Consider the following 18087-nt stretch of genomic DNA (forward strand, 5'->3'; position numbering starts at 1 on the left):
CACCTTATCCCTCCTTTAATTGTGCCGGAGCAGAATGAGAAAAGATCGGATATTTCTGCAATCTGTAAACAAGTATGGACGCGATGGCGGCTTTCGCGAGATCGCCGGGAACATAAACAAGGCTCAATTTGATTGCATCGAGCAGAGGCAAATCCATCACAAATGCCTGCACCGGAACACCTGTTAAATAGACGGAAAAGACGCCGGCCGTCAAATTGGCGGCAAGGATGTGCCGGAACTTCAACATATGCAATTTCGAGAAAATCAGGCCGATGAAAAATGCCGCAATCACATAGCCGATCAAATAGCCTCCGCTCGGCCCAAAAAAGACTCCGATTCCTCCTCGTCCGCCCGGCAACAGCGGCATTCCCGCGGCGACGACCAATAAAAAGACGACAATGCTTAAAGAACCGAGCCGCGGACCAAGAATGCCGCCGGCCAAGAGGACACCCAATGTTTGAAGAGTGATCGGTACAGGAGTAAATGATAGAGTTATTGGCGGTATGAGTCCCAAAATTCCCATAAAAGCCGCAAATAAGGCCACATATGTAATCTCCCTGATTTTCATCTTCAATCCTCCTAATAGTTAACTATAATATTGATAAGGTTGACATAAATTTATCGCAACAACCCTATATATGTCAACCTATTCATTTAATAGGTTTACTTATATTTTCCATTAAATTTGGACAAGCAAAAAAATAAACCTTACAACCGAAAAGGATGTAAGGTTTATATTATTTACTAATAATGGTATTTCCCGAGAAATAATTTGGAAGAGGAAATATGATCAAACAAATTATTTTTCTATCAACTTTGCGACTTTTCGCATTCTCTCATGCAATAAACCGTCTGAATGATTATTTTCCCCATAGACAAATTCGTTCATATAGTAAGTCAAATACTTTCCATAGTTGCTTTTTGAACCGGTTGCCAATTCCTCGACGTAAAATGCACCCGAAGGGAGATCGTCAAGCAGCAGGCTGGCCATGCCGGCATACACCCCGCAAGCGACTTGGAAGTAAGTGGCGTTTGTTTTATATTCCTTAAAGACATCGGTGTTTTTCATCGAATTATACATGTAAATTTCCCGATCTTCATAGACCATAAGGACGCCTATTAAATCTTCCCCCTCCACTTCGCCATCTGCGGGATCAATGATTTTCTTATTAAACTGCAAAAGTTCATCTGCATGCTCCAAATATTGTTGGATTAATTCCGTTGTATATTCATTGATCCGATAAATAAACCCGATTTCAAAATCGAACATTTCCCCTAATGTCAATACTTCTTCATGGGGCACAAGACACCCATAAAATTCCTTATCCCCAAGGGTAATCTTATATTCTGCGGCATATACTTCATCGTGAATGGAATGGGGAAGGTGGTTCCGGACGAACATCGGCCGGTTTAAAACGGCCTCTTCAAGGAAACTTTTCACGGACCAAGTGGTATAAATGGTTTTTGGCTGTATTAGATTTTTATCTTTATAAAAGGAAGTGTCATGTTCGACAATGTAGCATGCCAAAGGTTGATGTCCGGAATGCTTTTGCATTAACTTTACCGCCATCCATTGCACGATTCCGGGGTTCATTCCGGAAAAGAGGATCGCCTTCGAATGGTTGAAGGTATCCCTTATATTTTTGAATTGATAATATTGTTCTGTTAATGATAAATGTTTGCCCTCATATGTTCCGTTGTTTTCCAATGCCGTGTTGATATAACTGATGCCAAGCTGATTGCAGCAGGCGAGCATATCAATCGTATTTGCGCAGGACACATCCACCACTAACCGCGTGTTGCTTGAACGCAAGTGCTCCATCAGCTGTTCTGTATTGTTGAGATCCAATTCCAAGAGATGCATGTTGTCCGCCAAATGGGGACAAAATTCTTTATAATAATCCAAGTCCCCTTGTTTTATGTCGATCAAATAAAGCCCTGAATTTTTTATAATGGAATGGACCGGATCCTGCTGATCTATCGCAGAACGGTTGAGAATCGACAAGAAGGCCTTGGCAACTCCGCCCATGCTTCCGAGAAGCGAGATGGCAAATTGTTTTTGCTGTTTCATGGCATTTCCCCTTTGCTACTGTAATCAACTGGCACTTGTATTTTCTATATTGAAAGAATATTAAGAAATTTTTTTGCCCGATAATCGGATTCAATGTGATTAAATTTGATTAAAGAAAGATGAAAACCGGTTTTTATCATAAAAATTTTTTGAAAAAGGTATTTTTTTATAGAATAGTAAGATGGTTTCCAACAATATCTATTATACTTTATTTAAATACTTAATTGGTGAATTTTGATTCGAATCAGGAAGAATTATGGGGAAGCCATAGTGGATGTTGAGGAAAAGTTTTGAGGAACTATGGCGGGAAAACCGTGCAGGAATCGAAAAGAAAAAGGAAATCCCATCCAATTCATAAAATTGGATGGGGCTTTTTTATTATCCCAATAATTTAATAAATTCTCTCATTAAGCCGGGCAAATCAGGCCATGCATGTCCGCTCACAAGATTTTGGTCCACGTGAAGGTGTTCATCGACATATGTGCCGCCGGCTGCTTTCACTTCAGGTTTGCACGCGATGTAGGCCGTCAGTTCCCGTCCTTTGATCACTTCCGGGATTGTGGCGAAAATTTGGGCGGCATGGCAAACTGCCGCTATCGGTTTTCCCGCCTCAAAGAAATGTTTGACAATGGATGGAACATGTTCATTCAATCGGATGTACTCTGGTGCGCGGCCACCCGGGATGATGAGGCCATCATATTCTTCCGGTTTAATGTTTTCAAAGGCTTCATGGGCTTCGATTCCATATGCCGGACGCTCAATATACGTCTCGACGCCATCGACAAAGTCATGGACCACCGTCTGCAATTTTTTTGCAGTAGGTGCTGCAATCGTTACATCATACCCTTCTTCCAGGCAACGGTAATAAGGATAATAGATTTCAAGAGCTTCCACTGCATCCCCAGCGAGAATCAACACTTTTTTGCTCAACGATGACCGCCTCCTATTTGAAAATTTGTTATACATAAATTCCCTATTAAGATGGGGAATTCCTGCTTTTTAATAAGAATTTTACAGATTTTCTTATGAATTTGTAATCGAAAAAAGCCGTAAACCAAATTTTCCTGAAAGAATTTGGAATTAATTGGAGAAATTTATAATAAAAAATATATTGCGGTTTTGTTAGTCGAAGAATTAGAGACCCGTATTTGGACAAGAAAATTAGTCAATAATGGAAGTATGGAACAACTTGCACTTCAGGAGGGAATGGATGGATGAAAAAAATAATGATCACGGGATTTGCCCTGTTTTTGCTCGCCGCATGCGGAACGGACACGATCAAGGACAATGAAGGGACGCAACCTGTTGCAGTAGACAACACGGTAAATGAACCGGCAACCAATGGAACAAGTGGAGATGTAGCGAATCCGGCCGTTTCGATGAGAGAAGCAGCAGAGGCATTTTTGAAAGCTTATCCAGATGCGAAGATTGAATCCATTGATTTGGACGCCGATTTTGGACGATTGCGTTATGAAATTGAGGCGTTTGATTCAGCGAAAGATTATGAAGTGGAAATCGATGCGACGACAAAAGTGTTGAATGTGAAGGAAGTCGAAGCAAATCGGGATCGGGAAGAAGCGTTGGACTTATCAAGTGTGATTGAACCGAAAGAAGCAATTGAAAAAGCTTCTGCCCAAAATGAAGCAAAAGGCTTTTCTCCAAAAGGATGGACCCTTGAAGCGGAATTAGGAAAACCGGTTTATACAATTGAATATAAAAAGGGATTGAAAGAACTCGAAATTAAAGTGGATGCGACAACGGGCGAAATTTTGGAAGCGGATATGGACGACTAGTTGTTGGTACAGGCCTGTGCGTCATCAGTGAAAATAAAAAACAATCTGCCACCAGATACGGCGCAGATTGTTTTTTATTTGCCCCCTTTTTTCGCGTCAAGATATTTTTTGTGGACAAGAAACGTGAGGATTCCAATGAACACTAGATATATGAATGTGATAGGTCTCGGAGTCGCGAAGAAGAGCAACAATGCGAATCCAAGTACAAAATAGAATAGCGCGACGAACCATATACTGTTTTGCCAATCCATAATGAATGCCCTCCTTGCATTCATTATAACGAAAAATGGGTTTGCAAGATTTAAACATTATTAGTCAAACTTCTATAAGAAAATTCCGGACAATCCTCGAAAATTCAAATGATGTTGTCTATATGTACCAACTGAAACCGGAACGAAAATATTTATATATCAACAGTGCGATTGAAAGGGAAATTGGTTATGCGCGGGAAGAGTTTTATAAAGATCCACAGCTGCCGTTTAAAATCGTCCATCCGGATGATTTTCAAGTGCAAATTCGCAAAATTACAGGAACTTCCGGTTACAATAAACCTTTTCAGGCGAGATTTGTTCATAAAAATGGCTATTACATTTGGTGTGAAGACCGGGTGATTCCTTTTTATGACGAAAACGGTGAATTGGAAAAAATTGAAGGTTTCAGCAGGGATATTACAGAAGTCAAGGCTTTGGAGAAAAAACTCGAAGAATTAAGTTATTATGACAGTCTCACTAAACTTTTCAACAGGAATTATTATGAAAAAATCGAGGAAAAATTAAATACTGCCGAAGACCGGCCGATTGGAATCATTGTCTGCGATTTGGATAATTTAAAAATCGTCAATGATTCTTTGGGGCATACTTGCGGCGACCAACTTTTGATCGTATTGGGGAATTTATTGAAAAACCTGCTAGGCGGCGAAACGATTGTACGTTATGGGAGAGATGAATTTGTTATATTAATAAAAAATACAAAAGAAAATGATGTAAAAGCTATCTATCATCAGATCCGGAAGGAAATCGAAAATTACAATAAACATTACCCGCATTTGCCCATTGAATTGTCCATGGGCTGGTCATTTTCCCAACTTCAATCGGCGTCATGAAAGAAACGTTCAAAGCGGCAGATCAAATGATGTATAACGAAAAGTTCAATAAAAAGAGAAATTCCATGTTTCATGATGGATTGGCCGAGCAAAAAAACCAGCAGCCCCAATAGTCGAGGTTACTGGTTAAATGTGCGTCCATAATTGAACGGACCCCTTTAATCATAGTATCCAAAGATTTCCGAAATCTGTTTTGCCGTTTTCTGAACCGCCGTTATCAAATTTTCTTCCATAAGGGAAGGAATACGATCATTTTTTGAAATCACCGCAAGGGAGGCAAATATTTCGCCGGTATAATCCCGGATTGGGGCAGCATAGCTGGAATAACCTTCTGCATATGCGTCTTTCAAGATCGCAAAGCCCCGGGATCGGATTTTTAGCAGTTCTTTCCGCAATGTCTCCGCATCCGTTATCGTATAAGGCGTATATGGTTTTAGCGGTTTGGAAAGTACATAATCAATAATTTGCTGGTTTTTATAAGCAAGGATGACGAGGCCTTCCGCCGTGCAGTGAATATCGTTTTGTCTTCCGGTTTTTGTGATAAGATTCATGGAATCTGTTCCCGTTTCTCTCATCAAATAAGTCACTTTATGCTGCTCCAGCACGCAAATGTGGACGGGCAGATTAAATTCCTTCACAAATTGTCTCAACAGGGGCCTTGCATCACCGAATTCTTCAATGTGAAATTTGACGATGCCGCCAAGCCCCAAAATGGAGTAGCCTAATTGATATTTTGCATTTCCTGGATTTTGAAGCAGGAAGCCTTCCCTGACCAGTTCTTTTAATAGCCGATGGACGGTTGATTTGGGCAGGCCGATGAATTGGGAAATTTCCGTCACGGACAGTTCCTGTCTTCTTTTATTGAATAATTTCAATATCCGCATGGCGTTCTTTACCGATTGTACAAAGTATTTTTCATCCAAAGCGTGTTTCATGAATAAAAATCTCCTCCGTGTGTTGAATCATGCAAGAGATTTCCTTGCTTGTTTCTGTGACAAGCCTGATGATTTTGGAAAGCTGAGGTTTCATGCGGTTATACAAACCGGCAATGCTGATGGATGCCATCACTTCACCCCCGCGATTAAAAATGGGAGCTCCCACAGAAAGAACATTCTCCACCATTTCCCGATCGCTGAGAAAATATCCTTTCCTTCTGCCTTCCTCCAAACGTTCCAGCAATTGTTCGATGGAAGAAATGGAATATTTGGTTGGCCGTTCAAATCCGTCCGCATACCATTCCCGGATTTTATGTTCATCGACGTAAGCAAGCAGAGCAAGTCCCGATGCGGTGCAATGGGCCGGATTCCGTTTGCCGATATGGGAGCGCAAATGGACCCGGTATTGATTGTCTTCCTTCTTTAGATATAAAACTTCCTTTCCCTGCAATACCGCGATATGGGAAGATTCACCGGTTTCCTCCGTACATTTTTTTAAATATTTCGTCATTTCTTTCAATGAGGAAAAACGGTCGAGCATGGCATTGGCAAGATATAAGACCGAAAGCCCCAAATGATAGGTGTTGGAGCGGGTGTTTTGGACAATGAACCCTTCGCTTTCCAGCGTTTGAAGCAGACGGCAGGCGGTGCTTTTTGAAATGTTGTTTTCGGCCGCAATCTCATCAAGGGAAAGTTCCGTTTGTTCGACGGAAAAAGTTTTTAAAACCTTCAGTGCATTGGTCAATGAACTATTTTCAGTCCTGGCCATACTTTTCCCCCTTTATGAAAGATATATAAAGAAGCAAGAAATCATGAGTGACGGAATCAACATTAAGAAAATTCAGTTTATTTCAAGGTTGTTCCATATAGCAGAATGTAAGCCTTTCCATTTCTATTTTTCCAGACTATTATCACTATTACAACAGTGTTTTTTGGTAAGGGGGATGGGAGATGGGACTGCATCAGGTTCATGAAACAAGTGTAGGTTTAAGAGATTTTCAATTTCAGAGACTCAATGAATTATTGCTGTTTGCAAGCCGGTTCAATAAATTTTATAAAGAAAAACTGGATGGAATTCCATTGCCGATCAAAGATTTCCAAGATTTAAAACGATTGCCCTTTACGACGAAAAAAGAACTTGCAAAAGATCAAATGGATTTTCCTCCTTTTGGCCGCAACCACACTTACCCGGTTGAAAATTACATCCGATATCATCAGACATCCGGAACAACCGGCAGGCCATTAAAGGTTTTGGACACGCGCAAAAGTTGGGATTGGTGGATTCAATGTTGGGTTGAAGTGCTGAAGAGCGCAGGGGTGACCCGGGCGGACAGGTGCTATTTGGCATTTTCATTTGGACCGTTCATCGGATTTTGGGCAGCCTATGAAGGCATCCAAAGATTAGGGGCCCTTGCAATCCCGGGGGGATCAATGTCTTCCGAGGAAAGACTGAATAGCATGATTCAAAATAGCGCAACGGTTTTGTTATGTACACCAAGTTATGCATTGCATCTTGCGGAAGTGGCGGAGAAAATTGGAGTTGACATACAAAATTCCAGCATCCAAAAAATTATTACAGCCGGAGAGCCGGGGGGATCCATCCCATCGGTCAGAAAACAGATTGAGAATTTGTTTGGTGCAAAACTTTATGATCATGTCGGGATGACGGAAATGGGGGCATATGGTTATTCCTGCCGTGAACAAAATGGCCTCCATGTCAATGAAAAGGAATTTATCGTCGAAATCATTGATCCCGAAACATTGGAGCATGTCAAACCCGGAGAGAAGGGTGAGCTTGTCCTGACAAATTTGGGCAGGTACGGTTACCCGATGATCAGATACCGTACGGGGGATATTGTGATTTATCAAGAAAATCCGTGTCCATGCGGAAATCCCTATCAGTTTTTGCCCGGCGGGTTGGTCGGAAGAGCCGATGACATGGTGGTGATCCGGGGAGTAAACATTTATCCGACGTCCATCGAGGCAATTATCAGGGAATTTCCTGAAATCAAAGAATTCCGGATTATATATTATACAGAACATGAAATGGATCAAATGAAAGTCCAGATAGAAGGACCGGAGAATGTGGTTGAATCTCTCGCAAGACTGCTTCGAGTCCGGCTCGGGCTCCGCATTGAAGTGGAGAGGGTGGAGGACGGCAGCTTGACAAGATTTGAAATGAAGGCAAGACGAATCATTGACAAACGAAAAAACAAAAGCAAGGTGACGTAAGAATGGAATACCAATTTAAAATACCTTTTGGCGACACAGATGCTGCAGGAATTGTATATTATCCGAACTATTATCGTTATATGGATAATGCCACCCATGAATTTTTTGAAAAAATCGGATATCCGACGGAAGAAATGTTGGAGAAAAAGCAAGCAATCCCATTGTTGGAAGCCCATTGCAACTTTTTTGCACCAGGGCGTTTCCATCGGATCATTACGGTGAAGACAAGCGTGGGAGAAATACGGGATAAAGTATTTAAGTTAATTCATCAATTTAAAGATCAAGACACCGTCATAGCGGAAGGTTATGAGGTGCGCGCCTGGGTTTCCCTTGATGGAGGAAAGCCGAAAGCTCAGCCTATACCGGAAGAGCTTAAACATAAATTACAACGATATCAAACAGGGGGTTGAAATGATGGTAAAGGAAAGAGATGTATTGGTTATTGGTGCAGGTCCTGTCGGCATGACGGCTGCTCTTGCACTGCGCAGCAAAGGCTTGAATGCGACGATTTTGGAAGCGGAAAAGGAAGGAAGGGTGCGTCCGGGAAGCCGAGCAATTTACATTCATAAGGCGACCTTGGAATTTCTTGAACAAATTTCTCCGGGATTGGGAAAAAAGCTTGCGGATATCGGAATCGTTTGGCAGGTAAAACGGACTTTTTATAAGGGAGAAGAAGTGTATAAGAGGATCTATGAGCCGCCAAAACCAAATACGCTTCCGGCTTTTACGAGCCTGCATCAGCATGAAATCGAAAAAGCGATGTATGATGCTTGCAATAAAGCGGGCGTAGAGTTTGTTTGGGAAGAAAAGGTGACAAATGTGAAAACTTCCGAAGAGGGGGTAACGGTGGAAACGGAAAATGGAGAGTGGCAAACAAAATATGTTATTGCATGCGACGGTGCCCGTTCGGTTGTCAGAAATTCAGTCGGAATCAAATTCCAGGGCCCACGAAAATCGGACGCCTTTGTCGTGGTAGATGTGGCGGAAGATGAAGAAAATCCTTTGCCGATTGAAAGAGTCTTCCATTATCAGCATCCAAATGTGGGCGGCCGCAATGTGTTGTATGTTCCTTTTGCAGGCGGCTGGCGGATCGATCTCCAATTATTCGAAGAAGATGACCGGGATTATTACGGTTCGGAAGAAGGGGTGCGGGAATGGCTTCCAAAAGTGATGGATCCAAAATATGCGGACCGCATTACATGGATTTCAACTTATACGTTCTACCAGGTGGTGGCCGAAAAGTATACGGATGACCATCATCGGGTAATTTTGGCGGGAGAAGCGGCCCATCTCTTCGCCCCATTCGGAGCGCGCGGTTTGAATTCGGGAGTTCCGGATGCCATCGTTGCCGCTGAAGGGATCAAAAAGGCGCTGGAAGTGGAGGCGAATGAAGAAGAACGAAGAAAATACATCCGGCAGGCGGCGGAAGAGCGCCATAAAGCCGGGCTTTGGAACCGCGAATGTTCCAACCGCGCGCTGGAGCACATTCAGGGAACAAATGAGGAAATTAAGTTAAGAAGAGAAATTGCGGCATTTTTGGCTCCTCATATTCCAAGTCTTGGAAGATGGCTCGATGAAGGTCCGTTCGGGCCGCGCACCGGCCATCCGGAATTAACAACGAAATATTGATTTTTTAGGAGGGAAGGGAGAAAACCCTTCCTTCCAATTTCTTTGCAGGGGGGATTTGAATGTTCACAAAGGATTACGAATTGCCTTATAAACGTGTTTGGGGAATGTTGTTTTTGGGGTGGGTGTTTGCTTATTTTGACCGCACCATTACCGGACCGGTCGTATCTTGGATGATCGCCAATGATGTTGCCTTTTTGGCGGAATCATCCAACCCGTATGCGCTTGGTGGATTGCTTGGCAGCTTATTTTTTGCGGGCTATATGCTGACGCAGTTTCCGGGCGGCTATTTCGGCGACCGATACGGCCATCGGAATATGGTGATTTTAAGTATATTATGGGCAGGGATTACGACTCTCCTTACAGGCCTTTTTGAAGGATTGTTGGTATTTGTCGCGTTGAGGGTATTAACCGGATTAGGGGAAGGGGCATTCTATTCGAATGACCGTTCATTGATTGCCCAGGTGACACCCCCGAAAAAGATTGGCCTCGGTATGGGGATTGTGATGGGCGGACTTTCGGTCGGATTGACACTTGGTTTGGCAGGAACGGTTTATTTGATCGAATGGGCAGTACCGTACATGGGGAATAATGCATGGAAGTCCCCGTTCATTATTTTGGGGGCGCTTACCATCCTGTTTGGTTTAGGCATGTTTAAAGCAATCCCAAAAAACAGTGATGCCAAATCTAAGCCGGGCGGATTTATTCAATCGGTCAAAGGCTTGGGAAGCTATTCTTCGATTTTTTTGGTTATCATTATGATCGTCTACATCATAACAGATTTTCTTGGTTTATCCGAAGGGATTATGGCAGCTATTTTTACGTTTTTTTCCGTTTTGTTTGTTTTCTATATTTACCGTTCCAAAAAGGAAGTGCGCCCCGTATTAAAAAATCGCAATTTGTTCCTGCTTTATCTTTCAGCCATTCCAATCATGTGGCATTTGTGGTTCTACAGTTTTTGGTCCATCTCCATCGTGCAGGAATTTGGAGGCGGAACGCTTTTGGCCGCCGCTTTGGTGGCTTCATTCAACGCGATTGCCGGACTGATCGGTTTTCCGTTGGGCGGTTTGATTTCTGATAAAGTTTCTCACCGGGAAAATGGCCGGCGCAATATTCTGTTTATTTTAACAGTATTTTTTGCATTATCCGTTTTTCTATTCGCATTCTATTTAATGAGCGGCGCTTCGAATTTAATCGCCATGTCCATCATCTTATTTTTTTCAGGCATTTTGTTTTTCGCCGTACAATCGATTCAACATGCTTTTGTTTCGGATTTGGCGCCGGCCGAACATCGGGGCTCCGCATTTGGGTTGTGGAATTTAATCGCGGAATTTGGCGCTTTGCTCTCTCCGGTTGTATCGGGCGTGTTGCGTGATACAACAAACAGCTGGAGCGCTCCGTTGTTGTTGGACGGATTATTGGTTGCGGCAAGCTGTGTTTGCATCATTTTGATCGGGAAAACAGTGCAGAATCAGGAAAACATTGATGAACAGGCAACAGAAGAAATCGGCATGACCTCATAAAATTGCCTTCTTTAAAAATTTGGAAATTAATTTCCTGTCATTTTTGTTTTTTCATAATCGCATTCCTAAATAGTGGCATAAGCATTTTCGCCGAAGTTGCACAAAATAAGACAACGGAGGTGAAAATGATGAAAAGGAAACATAAAATGAACTTCAATACAGGCGGCGGGAAATATAACAGAAGGAAAAGGGCGGAAGAAATTGCCCGGGAATTCGACCACCATGTAGCCAATATCAGAAACCGCAAGACGAACGATAAATCCTAGAGCAACCTGAATTTCAGGAAATTTCATTGATCCCAATCAGGCGGGGAGGCTGGGCCCTTGCACTGATTGGGTTTTTTGTCTGGTTATCATTTGAATAGTGAAAGATTGAGCAGTTTCGAGTTTGCGTTAAATTTTGCAAAATATTCAAACATAAATCGACAATTTTGTTGACGGTATTTTTATGAGGACATAGTTAATGGATAATGATTGTGAACAGCAGGAAGATATTTTCATAAAGCATTTTTATGTGCGTAAAATTGCAAAACTATGTTGAATTTTGTTATGCTATACGTAAAATGTGTTTATCTTCTGCAAATCTCGATTTTTTTCTATTAGTTTCTTGGTTTTTCTGAAGGTGATGTTGACAAAAAAAGATGAGAAGGGTGATGTTCGTATGAAAAAAGTGAAATTCTACACTAATCTCAATCAAGTGGAGCAGCTTTCACAAGAAACAAAGGAAACATTGCAGCCGATTACGGACAAATATGTATTCCGCGCGAATGATTACTATCTCAATTTGATAGATTGGGAAGATCCGAATGATCCGATCCGCAAAATCATTATACCGAATATAAATGAATTAAACGAATATGGTGATTGGGATGCAAGTGATGAAGCGAAAAACTATGTAGTCCCTGGCTGTCAGCATAAGTATACTACTACGGCATTGCTTGTCGTTTCCGAAGTATGCGGTGCATACTGCCGCTTCTGTTTCCGGAAAAGATTATTCAATAATGATGTGGAAGAAGTTCAAATCAATCCGCAACCGGGCATTGATTATATCCGCGAACATCCGGAAATCAACAACGTATTGTTGACAGGCGGCGACTCATTGATGCTGTCGACGAAACGGCTTGAAAATATCATCAGTCAACTCCGTGAAATCGATCATGTAAAAATCATCCGTCTCGGTTCAAAACTTCCTGTTTTTAATCCAATGCGCATTTACGAAGATGAAAAACTTCTGGAAATGTTCAAAAAATATTCAACACCGGAAAAACGCATTTATTTGATGGCTCACGTCAACCACCCTAGAGAAATTACAGAAGAGGCCAGAAAAGCTTTTGAAGCTTTGCATAATGCAGGAGTCATTGTCATGAACCAAACGCCGATTTTAAAAGGAATCAATGATGACCCGGATGTTCTGGCGGAATTATTGGATAAACTGTCCTGGGCAGGGGTGCATCCTTACTACTTCTTTATTAACCGCCCTGTGGCAGGCAACTATGATTTCGTTCTGCCTTTAAAAGATGTATATGAAATTGTGGAGGCTGCCAAAGCAAAAACTTCAGGTTTAGGAAAACGTGTACGGCTTGCGATGAGCCACAAAACAGGAAAAATTGAAATTTTGGCAATCAAAGATGGAAAAGCATATTTGAAATATCACCAGGCGAAATACGGAAACTATGGCGAATTTATGGTGCTAGATTGCCCGGATGATGCAGCTTGGTTTGATGACTTGATCGGATATGAGGAGTATGTGAAAGAAACGGTTGAAGTTTAATCAAAAACTTTATGCTTCAGGACAGGCAATGAATAATGGGCATCAAAATAATGAAATGAAATTTTCTTCCGTGGAATGTTATTGGAAGAATGCAAAATTTTCTAATTAAGTCGGAAGTCTGAAAGTTTATGACTAAAAAATCATCAATTTTGTTTACAGTCTTTCTTTTATTGCAAAATTAATAGATAATTATAACTAGTAGTGTAAAGAATATGATTTCAGCAAACAAAATTCGTGACTTATATAGTCATTAATGCCTATTATGTGACAATGTTTTCCATTTCAAACTAATTCGTATTCGCCAAATTCGATTCAATCTTCATTGAGGGACAAATCATTGTTTGTCCCTCGTCGTCCTTGCATATATCGAATCCAAACCACGTTTGCTGAAAGAAGTATTCTTTACCTATTTTTATGCCGAGAAACATGAAATCTGATTTCATCCAAGAATAAAATGGAGGGTGTCCGGAAAGCCGAAAACTTTCTGGATGCCCTTAATTTTTCATGGAATGATATAAATGTCCTTCTTCCTAAATCGGTTCCTCTTTTACTTCCGATGTCTAAAACAAAATCATCCGGCTTTAATAGAAAGCCTTTGATCCCGATTTTTCTACAATACCTTTCTCCTTTCTGATTCCTCCATTAAGAGAAATTCGTCCTGAAATTGGGCAAATCAGAAATTTGCTTCAAGTTCAATCATTCTTAAGTGTAAAGAAAAGCGGATTTGCAATACTAATTCATAAAAGGAAATCAAAAGAAAACATTTCCCAAACAGCATAAACTTGTAAACCTTTGGAAAAGGATGTTGCATGGTGATAAGAAAAACGATTTGGCTAATGGTTACCTTGATTCTCTTTCTCCTTTTTTTCGTGTCAGGTTATTTGTATCATTTATTTGCTCCAGGGATGGAAATTCGTACGGTCATCACGCCTATTGATAAGGAAACATACCAATCCCTTGAAAGCGTGGAATATGCGGAGCATCCCGAACAAAAAAATTTCCGGAAATTGACCTTCACTTTTACACTTAAATATTCGGACAAGATGAAAGACATTAAAGCGGAAATGAGCGAACCATTGAAAAACTTATTGACCTATGATGTTTATTGGACAGGGGAAAGTTTTGCATTTGACGATGAGAAACGCAATAAGTTTATTGTGCAGGAAGACATCGTTCTTTATATGGGGGAAGTTTCTGAAGAAGATCTCGTTAAATTATTGGACGACGGCGTTTTTATTGTGGCTTGGATGGAAGATGGCAAAGAAAAAAGGAAAGAATTCAATCTTGGTGAAACGGTCTTATTTATCCAATAAAATGTAGGAAATCCAATAGAAAGGTAATAATCAGTTTTCACAGAGTTTTAACTTTTCCGTTCTACAATTTTGCAATGGGGTAGTATAAACTAAAAGAGGTATTCATTGATATTGAAAATTATTGTTTAAAGGATGATGGCGTTGAAAAAGTTACTACTTGCTGCACTTATATTCGTTTTATTGTTCGGCGGTTTTTTTATCTATTTGAAAGCGGTACCGCCACTGCTTACGGGAACAATCGTTAAGAGCGAAGATGGCCAAACGGTAGTTATCGCTTTAGGAAACAAAGGTTTTAGGGATTTGAAAGTGACGGGTGTTAAAGTCAATAATTATGCGGATCCCGCTGATTTGAAAATGCAGGTCGGCCAATCTTCGGAAGATTTGGTGGCAACGTTTGAAGAGGATCCGGGAGACGGGAAAAGCATCGAATTTAAAAATGTTGAGGACGTATCCATCCCTAAAGGGACAAATCCAGAAGAACGGCAGGAAAAGGTTTATGGGCTCACTGTAAACCATCAGGAACCGATTCATAATGTGCATATCAAATACCGCTATTTTGGCATTTTGTTTAACGATACAATCATATTGGATTAAAAATCAAGGTCGTCTATATTAGACGACCTTGTTATTTCCAGTTTTTATGTAAAAATGCTTTTGTCCGTTCATGCTGCGGATGTAGGAAGAATTGTTCCGGTTCGTTTTCTTCGATAATTTCTCCTCCGTCCATAAAAATGACGCGATTTGCCACTTCTCTTGCAAAGCCCATTTCGTGAGTGACGACGATCATCGTCATATGTTCCTCGGCCAAATCCTTCATGACCTTCAACACTTCCCCGGTCAATTCCGGATCAAGAGCTGAAGTGGGTTCATCGAAAAGCAATATTTCCGGATTTAGCATCAGGGCACGCGCAATGGCCACCCTCTGTTTTTGTCCGCCTGAAAGATTGTTCGGATAAGCGTCCGCTTTATCGGATAATCCGACTTTACGAAGCAAATCATAACAGCGTTTTTCAATCTCTCCCAATGATTCCGTTTTTCTAAGTTTGGGAGCCAGCATAAGATTTTCCTTCACTGTCAAATGGGGGAATAAGTTGAATTGCTGGAATACCATTCCCATTTTTCCGGTGATTTTACGAATCTCCGTTTGTTTAGCATATTGACCGTCTTTAACCAGATATTCACCGTCGATACAAATACTGCCATCATCAATTTCTTCCAAATGAATTAAACTCCGAAGCAGCGTACTTTTTCCTGAACCTGAAGGTCCGATAATGGCGATCACTTCTTTTCGATCGACGGAAAAGGTAATGGATTTTAACACTTCCTGATTTCCAAAGGATTTTTTTAAGTTTGAAACTTCAATGAGTGCCATCATTTTCACCTCTATTCGTATTTATACCGACGTTCCAGCCACTTGAAAAAGACGGTCAGGATAAGCGTCATGGCAAGATAAATAACACCTGCAATGAAATAAGGAACAATAGTAAATTCCCTGTTTACCGCAGTTTGGGCGAAATGCAGCAATTCAGGGACTGCCACTGCATAGAGCAATGCAGTATCCTTCACAAGGGTAATGGATTCATTGGCCACGGCAGGCAAAGCCACCCGGAACATTTGGGGCAGGATGACGCGTGTCGTCGTTTGCCATTTTGTCAGGCCGAGCACTTTTGCCGCTTCATATTGCCCCTTATCGATGGAAAGGAGTCCTCCGCGAAAAATTTCTGCGAAATAGGCGGCATAGTTTAACACAAACCCGATGCATGCGGCAACGAACCGGTCAAACACCAAATATTCCCCTACCACCGGAATCATCGGCAGTCCGAAACAGATCAACAACAATTGCAGGAGCAAAGGGGTGCCGCGCATGACCGTTATATAAAGTTGCGCAAGCCATGATAGAGGTTTAAAACGGCTTTTTACCGCTAGCGTCAACAAAAATCCCAATGGTATGGACAGAAGTATGACGATGAAGAAGAGCAATACAGTCATCTGCGCCCCTTCTATCATCGGCCAAATAATCCGATTCCAATAATCAACCATGATGTTTCCTCCCAAAAAATAAGAGTTCCATCTTAATTAGGAACTCTTATCAAAATGATGGAATTATATACAATCACAAAATTATTTTAATACCCGGTCTTCACCGAACCATTTTTTAGAAATTTCAGCCGCAGTACCGTCTTCATTCATCTCATCCAAAGCAGCCTGCAATTTTTCCAGCAATTCCTCGTTCCCTTTTTTCACGCCGACCCCATATAATTCAGGGGCAAGTTCTTCATCCAAAATTTTAAATGTATCCGGTTCCTGCGTCATGTAATATTCAATGACCACTTTGTCAATGACGACCGCATCAACACGGCCATTTTTTAAATCTTGCAGAGCAAGCACATTGTCTTTGTACTCGTTCAGCTTCACCTTTTTGCTGATAGGATGTTCATTTAACGCATCCAAAGCGGAAGATAACGACTGAACGCCCACTTGTTTGCCTGCAAGTTCATCGAGTTTTGCAATCGGTGAATCAGCCAATGTTACAACAACTTGTGCGTTTTCCAAGTAAGGTTTTGTAAATAAAACTTTTTTCTTGCGTTCATCTGTAATTGTGTAACCGTTCCAAATCAAGTCGATGCGTCCGCTTGACAGTTCGCTTTCTTTCGTCGTCCAATCAATCGGCTGGAATTCCACTTCGACGCCCATTTTTTCAGCTGCGGCACGGGCCATGTCAATATCAAATCCTACGATTTCGTTATTTTCATCGCGGAATCCCATTGGTGCAAATTTATCGTCAATCCCGATGATCAATTTTTCTTTTTCGTTTGCTTCATCTTTTGAACCGTCCGCATCTTCTTTAGAGGACGAACCGCAAGCGGCAAGCATCATCATGGCCAAGGCCAGCACAAAAAACAATATAAAATTACGCTTCATGTGATAAACGCTCCTCTTATCAATAATCTAATTCTTTAGCAAACTAAAGCGCATTAGCAAAAAAATGCAACACGAAATATGTTCCTGACAGATTTCGTGTACATACATGATGAAATACTAATACAAACCTTTAGTTTTCTAATACCTTCGAATTATATAGTAACCGTCATGATAGGCGTATGTCTAGTTAAAAAATTTTACAAACTATTAAAATACAATTAAAAATTTTCAAATATGATTCAATTTTCTGCATTAGGCATGTTCCAAAAGTGATTCCAAAAACTTACCGGAAAAAGTACAATGATTATATTCAGGAGATTTAAGAAAGGGATGAAGAAATGATTGAAGCCGTTCGTGTGGAAACTGAAGACCAATTGGAAAAAGCTTTAGCCATTCGCAAGGAAGTCTTTGTTCAGGAACAGGGGGTGCCGGAGGATCGCGAAATGGATGAATATGACCGGATTGGCGCTCCATGCAGGCATGTTTTGATCCTTGCCGATGAAAAAGCGGTCGGTACCGGCAGAATCCGATTTGTTGAAGGGGCAGGCAAGTTGGAGAGAATTGCTGTGTTAAAACCTTACCGCCAAATGGGAATCGGCAAGGTGATTGTGCAGGAATTGGAAAAGATTGCGAAGGAAGAGGGATGCTCAAAGGTAAAATTGCATTCCCAGACCCATGCCAATCCCTTTTATGAGAAATTGGGTTATCAAATAAATTCGGAGGTCTTTTTTGAAGAAGGGATTCCCCACAATTTGATGGTGAAGACGTTGGATTGAAGGATGATTCCTTGACCGGGTGCG

The 18087-nt window shown here is 41.3% G+C and carries 19 protein-coding genes; 11 read left to right on the plus strand and 8 right to left on the minus strand.

Annotation, left to right across the window (positions count from 1 at the left end; all coding sequences use genetic code 11):
* Window positions 1–4: 4 nt before the first annotated feature.
* The 3 genes from FKZ59_RS09075 to FKZ59_RS09085 all read right to left on the minus strand — a co-directional run bounded on the left by FKZ59_RS09075 (window position 5) and on the right by FKZ59_RS09085 (window position 3001).
* Complete coding sequence (locus FKZ59_RS09075) at window positions 5–568, minus strand: biotin transporter BioY (RefSeq protein ID WP_141602439.1); 564 nt, start codon at window positions 566–568, stop codon at window positions 5–7.
* Between the two features lie 231 nt (window positions 569–799).
* Window positions 800–2071 carry an S-adenosylmethionine decarboxylase related protein gene (locus FKZ59_RS09080; RefSeq protein WP_141602440.1) on the minus strand — a complete coding sequence of 424 codons (1272 nt, stop codon included), beginning with the start codon at window positions 2069–2071 and terminating at the stop codon, window positions 800–802.
* A gap of 378 nt (window positions 2072–2449) precedes the next feature.
* A complete protein-coding gene (locus FKZ59_RS09085) occupies window positions 2450–3001 on the minus strand; it encodes a DJ-1/PfpI family protein (RefSeq protein ID WP_141602441.1) in 552 nt (183 codons plus the stop codon).
* A gap of 284 nt (window positions 3002–3285) precedes the next feature.
* Between FKZ59_RS09085 and FKZ59_RS09090 the strand changes: the two genes are divergently transcribed.
* Both FKZ59_RS09090 and FKZ59_RS09095 read left to right on the plus strand, forming a co-directional pair.
* On the plus strand, window positions 3286–3864 hold the full coding sequence (locus FKZ59_RS09090) for a PepSY domain-containing protein (RefSeq protein ID WP_141602442.1): 579 nt from the start codon (window positions 3286–3288) through the stop codon (window positions 3862–3864).
* Between the two features lie 286 nt (window positions 3865–4150).
* The gene (locus FKZ59_RS09095) at window positions 4151–4966 is read left to right on the plus strand and encodes a sensor domain-containing diguanylate cyclase (protein ID WP_141602443.1); all 816 of its coding nucleotides are present in this window, start codon (window positions 4151–4153) and stop codon (window positions 4964–4966) included.
* A 158-nt stretch (window positions 4967–5124) separates the two neighbouring features.
* Here FKZ59_RS09095 and FKZ59_RS09100 read toward each other — a convergent pair whose 3' ends face one another.
* Window positions 5125–5901, minus strand: a complete 777-nt coding sequence (locus FKZ59_RS09100) for an IclR family transcriptional regulator (protein WP_141602444.1) — start codon at window positions 5899–5901, stop codon at window positions 5125–5127.
* A complete protein-coding gene (locus FKZ59_RS09105) occupies window positions 5882–6670 on the minus strand; it encodes an IclR family transcriptional regulator (protein WP_141602445.1) in 789 nt (262 codons plus the stop codon). The genes FKZ59_RS09100 and FKZ59_RS09105 overlap by 20 nt, the downstream gene beginning before the upstream one ends.
* 182 nt (window positions 6671–6852) lie before the next feature.
* Here FKZ59_RS09105 and FKZ59_RS09110 point away from each other — a divergent pair, with 182 nt between their 5' ends.
* From FKZ59_RS09110 to FKZ59_RS09140, 8 genes are all read left to right on the plus strand, one after another.
* The gene (locus FKZ59_RS09110; RefSeq protein WP_141602446.1) at window positions 6853–8133 is read left to right on the plus strand and encodes a phenylacetate--CoA ligase family protein; all 1281 of its coding nucleotides are present in this window, start codon (window positions 6853–6855) and stop codon (window positions 8131–8133) included.
* Window positions 8134–8135: 2 nt separating this feature from the next.
* Window positions 8136–8543: an acyl-CoA thioesterase gene (locus FKZ59_RS09115; protein ID WP_141602447.1), complete on the plus strand. Its 408-nt coding sequence runs from the start codon at window positions 8136–8138 to the stop codon at window positions 8541–8543.
* A gap of 4 nt (window positions 8544–8547) precedes the next feature.
* Window positions 8548–9762 carry an FAD-dependent monooxygenase gene (locus tag FKZ59_RS09120; protein WP_141602448.1) on the plus strand — a complete coding sequence of 405 codons (1215 nt, stop codon included), beginning with the start codon at window positions 8548–8550 and terminating at the stop codon, window positions 9760–9762.
* A gap of 59 nt (window positions 9763–9821) precedes the next feature.
* Entirely contained in the window at window positions 9822–11282 is a 1461-nt protein-coding gene (locus tag FKZ59_RS09125; RefSeq protein ID WP_141602449.1) for an MFS transporter, read from the plus strand.
* A 128-nt stretch (window positions 11283–11410) separates the two neighbouring features.
* Entirely contained in the window at window positions 11411–11548 is a 138-nt protein-coding gene (locus FKZ59_RS14745; RefSeq protein ID WP_181733245.1) for a hypothetical protein, read from the plus strand.
* A 394-nt stretch (window positions 11549–11942) separates the two neighbouring features.
* Complete coding sequence (locus FKZ59_RS09130) at window positions 11943–13052, plus strand: KamA family radical SAM protein (protein ID WP_141602450.1); 1110 nt, start codon at window positions 11943–11945, stop codon at window positions 13050–13052.
* Between the two features lie 812 nt (window positions 13053–13864).
* Entirely contained in the window at window positions 13865–14365 is a 501-nt protein-coding gene (locus FKZ59_RS09135; RefSeq protein WP_141602451.1) for a hypothetical protein, read from the plus strand.
* A 141-nt stretch (window positions 14366–14506) separates the two neighbouring features.
* Window positions 14507–14959: a hypothetical protein gene (locus FKZ59_RS09140; RefSeq protein ID WP_141602452.1), complete on the plus strand. Its 453-nt coding sequence runs from the start codon at window positions 14507–14509 to the stop codon at window positions 14957–14959.
* A 31-nt stretch (window positions 14960–14990) separates the two neighbouring features.
* Here the strand turns inward: FKZ59_RS09140 and FKZ59_RS09145 are convergent, their stop codons facing one another.
* The 3 genes from FKZ59_RS09145 to FKZ59_RS09155 all read right to left on the minus strand — a co-directional run bounded on the left by FKZ59_RS09145 (window position 14991) and on the right by FKZ59_RS09155 (window position 17287).
* Complete coding sequence (locus FKZ59_RS09145) at window positions 14991–15737, minus strand: amino acid ABC transporter ATP-binding protein (RefSeq protein ID WP_141602453.1); 747 nt, start codon at window positions 15735–15737, stop codon at window positions 14991–14993.
* Between the two features lie 11 nt (window positions 15738–15748).
* A complete protein-coding gene (locus FKZ59_RS09150) occupies window positions 15749–16405 on the minus strand; it encodes an amino acid ABC transporter permease (RefSeq protein WP_141602454.1) in 657 nt (218 codons plus the stop codon).
* Window positions 16406–16486: 81 nt separating this feature from the next.
* Window positions 16487–17287 (minus strand): amino acid ABC transporter substrate-binding protein, encoded by an 801-nt coding sequence (locus FKZ59_RS09155; protein ID WP_141602455.1) that lies wholly within the window; start codon window positions 17285–17287, stop codon window positions 16487–16489.
* 338 nt (window positions 17288–17625) lie between these two features.
* On the opposite strand from FKZ59_RS09155, the gene FKZ59_RS09160 reads away from it, so the two are divergent.
* Window positions 17626–18063 carry a GNAT family N-acetyltransferase gene (locus FKZ59_RS09160; RefSeq protein ID WP_141602456.1) on the plus strand — a complete coding sequence of 146 codons (438 nt, stop codon included), beginning with the start codon at window positions 17626–17628 and terminating at the stop codon, window positions 18061–18063.
* Window positions 18064–18087: the final 24 nt, after the last annotated feature.

Source organism: Ureibacillus terrenus, from assembly GCF_006569205.1.
Lineage (GTDB): Bacteria > Bacillota > Bacilli > Bacillales_A > Planococcaceae > Ureibacillus > Ureibacillus terrenus.